The following is a 4,394-nucleotide window of genomic DNA, read 5'->3' on the forward strand; positions in this document are numbered from 1 at the left end:
ATCCGGATCCTCGATGAGCGAGCGAGTGTCGGCGAGCTGATCACCCCGCTCTTTTATGGCGAAGAAGGATACCCAGAGTATCTGCTCAATTGTGCCGATGCGCCCCTCGTCCTCTATGTCAAGGGGACCCTCCCGACCGACGGACCGATGATCGCCATCGTCGGGACCCGTCGCTGCACCACCTACGCCGCCGATGTGGTGGAGAGGATGGTGAAGCGCTGGGCGGAGCTGAGACCCGATCTGATCATTGTCAGTGGGCTCGCCTATGGAGTCGATGCCCTCGCCCACCGTGCAGCACTCAGGCACGGACTTCGCTCCGTCGCCGTGGTGGCTCACGGACACCACACCATCTACCCCTCACGTCATCGGGATCTCGCCTCGGAGATGATCCATAGCGGTGGCGGTGTCGTGACGGAGTATCCCTTCTACACCAAGTCCTTCCCCCAGCACTTCGTCCTCCGCAATCGCATAGTCGCCGGCATGAGCCGAGGCACCGTCGTCGTCGAGAGCGCGAGACGGGGTGGGGCGCTGATCACAGCCGGTCTTGCCCTTGACTACGGGCGATCGGTCTTTGCCGTGCCGGGGCGGATCTTTGATCCCGCATCTGAGGGATGCAATTGGCTTCTGACTGAGCAGCGAGCCGCCTGCCTTGCCGATCCGGACTTTCTCCTCGAGGAGCTCAGTCTCCTCTCTGACCGGTCCGGGGCGCAGCGGCTCCCCTTCTCCTCCGTGACCGAGGAGGGTGAGGAGGATCCCATCCTGAGAGAACTCCGGGAGGCGGGACCGCTGACGCTCAACGATCTCACGCTGAGGATCGGCGAACAGACCGGGGCGCTCTCCGGTCGGCTCTTCGAGCTGGAGCTCTCCGGCAAGGTCCGCTCCCTCCCCGGCGCCCGCTACGAGCGTACCGCCCGCTAGCCCATCACCGGTATGGCTGATGACTAAACCCGGTAATAGTGATGACTAAACCCGGTAATAGTGATCGCTAAACCCGGTAATAGAATGGATGCCGTCTCACGCCGACCTGATGACAGACTCTATCCGCCTCTACCCAGGCAAAAAAGAAGCCCGCCCCTCGATGTCGCATCGGAGGGCGGGCGGATTCTTAAATAGTTCTTGGCTGTATGAAAAGACGGACCTTGCTACTAAGGTCTTAGAATATTATGTGCCAGAGGGCAAGCAGGATAATGACCCAGAGGGCGATGCTGACGGTCTTGACTGTCGTGCTGCTGTGCTTGCTCCGGAGGATCATCCCGATCGGAATCACCCCGACCACGTAGATCAGCAGGGCTGCGATCGGAAGGGCGACAAGACCACCAGCGATGGAAAAGAGGAGCCCGGCCGCTGTGCTGCGGAAGTACTCCCCGTCGTGGAAGAAGTCGTACTGGAAGAGATCCCCGTCGGCGAGACCTGTGATGACTCCTCCCATGGCGACGAAGAGTCCCAGGATAAGCAGAATGGAGCCTGTCCAGAGTAGTCCCTTGCGCCAGGCGGGGGAGAGGAAGTCGGAGGGGCGGGGGAAGGAGCTCTTCAGCTCGCCCGGCTCCTTACCCTCCGCCTCGCTCTTGGTGATCGTCTCGTCGATGTCCTGCCAGATCGTCGAGGGGGAGACCGGCTTGCCGTGGAGCTCAAGTCGCTGGGTCACTGTCTTGGCCTGAGGGACAAAGATTGTCATCGCCAGGTAGACGAGGATGATCGCCGGTGCGACGGGGGTGAAGAGTAATAGGATGAAGGTGAGGCGGAAGAGTAGGGCGTCCATGCCGAGGTACTCTCCGAGACCACCGAGGACACCGCCGAGCCAGCGGTCCACGGTGGAGCGGTAGTAAATGTGTCGGGGACGCGGCCCCTCCATGGCGGTCGGTGGGATCGGTGGGGTGGGGATCCTCCTCTGCTCCGTCTCGGTCTCGGGGGCAGCGGTGTCGTAGTGGATAGACTCATCGGCTGCCGGCATCTCCTCCTCAATAGGATGCTGCTCCTCCTCGTCGTCGAAGAGGCGATCCAGCGATCCGACCCGCTCTATCGTGCGGCGAACGGCATCGATGGTGATAGTGGCTCCGGGCCCCTGCTGCCGGATCTCGTCGGCAAAGAGGTCGGCGATACGGCTCTCGAAGTCGGAGACGATCTCGCCGTCCGGATCCTCGGGAGCATAGTGTGACCGGATGCCCTCGATGTAGGCGTCAAGGGCGAAGTAGGCGTCCTCATCGATCGTAAAGGAGCGGCCGCCGAGGGTGACTGAAAGGTTCTTTTTCATGATGCTCTGTGGGTCGTTTGCCCTTCTTGGTTTTCTATTCCTTATCTGTCTGTCGCATCTCATCGACCGGCTCCTGCATAGGGGCGGGTGTGATCTGCGGACCGTTATTCTCATACTTGGCAGCTCGTATCTGCTCGACCTGGGCATTCATCTCCGCCCAGTTCTGATTGAGCTTATCCAGTATGCTTCGCCCCTTGTCTGTCAGGGTGTAGTACTTGCGAGGAGGTCCCTGAGTGCTCTCCGCCCAGGTGTATCCTATGATCCCGGCACGACGCATCTTGCTCAGGAGAGGGTAGAGTGAACCCTCCACGATGAGCAGGTCGGCCTCCTTGAGCAGATCGATGATGTCTGCCGAGTAGGCCTGGCGACTGTCGAGCAGGAGGAGCAGGTAGTACTCCAGGAGCCCTCGTCTCATCTGTGAGCGGAACTTGTCCGCCAAGTCAGTCTTTGCCATGATGCTCTTACTATGGTTGGTGATAGTGATTCTGTTCCTTTATCGTAGGGCAAAGATACGTAATGTCTCAGTACCTTGCAAATTTAAGGTAGTACTTTGGGGAATTTTGTACTGGACTCTGTACTAAGTCGGTCCATCGGCGCCCTTGTCGGGGGCTCATTACTTCGTACCTTCGTGGGCTTGATGGGAGGGCATCTTTTTTCTTTACCCTATATATATAGTGTGTATCTGCTGATATGAATGGATGGCTAACGGTGGCGATGCTGCTGGTCTCAAATGTCTTCATGACCTTTGCCTGGTATGGGCATCTTAAGCTCCAGGAGCTCCATATCCTCCGGGACAGTACACCGCTCTATGTGGTGATCCTGCTGAGCTGGGGGCTGGCGCTGATGGAGTACGCCTTTCAGGTGCCGGCCAATCGGTACGGCTTTGTGGGCAATGGTGGGGCCTTTACGCTGCTGCAGCTCAAGGTGATCCAGGAGGTGATCTCGATCACCGTCTTTACGCTCTTCACGGTGATCTTCTTCCGAGGGACGCCGCTGCAGTGGAATCACCTCGCCGCATTTGTCTGTCTCGTCCTGGCAGTCTACTTCGTTTTCCGGTAATTATCGGGCTTTACCGGTAGAATACCCTAAAGAGGGTAGGCGTTGAGTCATAATATACCCACTTGTGGGAATGGGCTCACGTCTTGATTAGGGTCATCTTTGCAGCGATATAGGGAGTGGTCCCTAATTGCATAACCAGAGAGATTAAGAAAGATGACTTCGATCAGCAAGTGGAGCCTTACGCTGCTCCTCGGTATGACCCTCGGCCTCGCATCCTGCGGGGATAATAGTAATAAGAATAAGGAACAAGCCTCCGCGGAGGAGGTGACTCCTGCCGCCCTCGAGGTGGATCAGGTATTAGCAGACCCGGATAGCCTGGTCGGTGATACCATCGAGATCGAGGGGATCTGTACCCATATCTGCAAGCATGGCGGAGGAAAAATCTTCCTCATGGGCAGCGACGATACCAAGACCCTCCGCATAGAGGCGGGTGAGCCGATCGGCAGTTTTCCTCAGGAGACCGTCAATAGCATCGTACGGGTGACAGGAGTCCTGGTGGAGGACCGCATCGATGAGGACTACCTCGCTCAGTGGGAGTCTCAGGTCGCTGATCAGGCTAAGGAGACTCAGAGCGAGGGTGGCTGCGCTGCCGACATGAAGGCCAACGCAGAGGCGGCGACCAATAGCGTCCGGGAGCGGATTGCCAATTTCCGGTCCCGCATTGCAGAGCGTACAGAGAAGGAGGGTAAGCCCTACGTCAGCCTCTACCACATAGAGGGACTTTCTTACGAAATCCGCTGATCCCTCTGACCATGGCAAATAGTCCCAGAGGGGACCGGTCTAAGAGTATGGTGAAGGCGTGCCGGTGGATCCACAGGCACCTCTCCTTCTTCTTTGCCGGTATCGTCATTATCTATGCCCTCTCCGGCATCCTGATGAATCATCGGGATGAGATCAATCCTACCTACTCCGCGAGGAGGATAGAGCTGCCTAGTGTACTCGCCGAGACCCCTCGGGCGAAGGGGTTAGTCACCGTGTCGGAGATAGAGATACTCCTCGATGAGATCGGAGAGAGAGGGCGCTATACTAAGCACTACTATCCGGATGAGAGGACGATGAAGGTCTTCCTCAAGGGCGGCTCCAC

General features: G+C 58.1%; 5 protein-coding genes and 1 pseudogene. 4 read left to right on the forward strand and 2 right to left on the reverse strand.

What is annotated here, in order from left to right:
• On the forward strand, positions 1-918 hold a 918-nt coding region (gene dprA / locus Q0F21_RS05660), incomplete at its 5' end, for a DNA-processing protein DprA (protein ID WP_297238187.1).
• 235 nt (positions 919-1,153) lie between these two features.
• Here the strand turns inward: dprA and Q0F21_RS05665 are convergent.
• Complete coding sequence (locus tag Q0F21_RS05665) at positions 1,154-2,251, reverse strand: PspC domain-containing protein (RefSeq protein ID WP_297238188.1); 1,098 nt, start codon at positions 2,249-2,251, stop codon at positions 1,154-1,156.
• A gap of 34 nt (positions 2,252-2,285) precedes the next feature.
• The gene (locus Q0F21_RS05670) at positions 2,286-2,705 is read right to left on the reverse strand and encodes a PadR family transcriptional regulator (RefSeq protein WP_297238190.1); all 420 of its coding nucleotides are present in this window, start codon (positions 2,703-2,705) and stop codon (positions 2,286-2,288) included.
• A 236-nt stretch (positions 2,706-2,941) separates the two neighbouring features.
• On the opposite strand from Q0F21_RS05670, the gene Q0F21_RS05675 reads away from it, so the two are divergent.
• The 3 genes and pseudogenes from Q0F21_RS05675 to Q0F21_RS05685 form a co-directional block, all read left to right on the forward strand.
• Positions 2,942-3,310: a DMT family protein gene (locus tag Q0F21_RS05675; protein WP_025081994.1), complete on the forward strand. Its 369-nt coding sequence runs from the start codon at positions 2,942-2,944 to the stop codon at positions 3,308-3,310.
• 153 nt (positions 3,311-3,463) lie between these two features.
• Positions 3,464-4,051, forward strand: a complete 588-nt coding sequence (locus tag Q0F21_RS05680) for a hypothetical protein (protein WP_297238193.1) — start codon at positions 3,464-3,466, stop codon at positions 4,049-4,051.
• An 11-nt stretch (positions 4,052-4,062) separates the two neighbouring features.
• Positions 4,063-4,394 (forward strand): annotated as a pseudogene (locus Q0F21_RS05685) (peptidase); the annotation flags it as partial.

Origin of the sequence: uncultured Porphyromonas sp. (assembly GCF_934359325.1) — a bacterium.
Classification (GTDB): Bacteria; Bacteroidota; Bacteroidia; order Bacteroidales; family Porphyromonadaceae; genus Porphyromonas_A.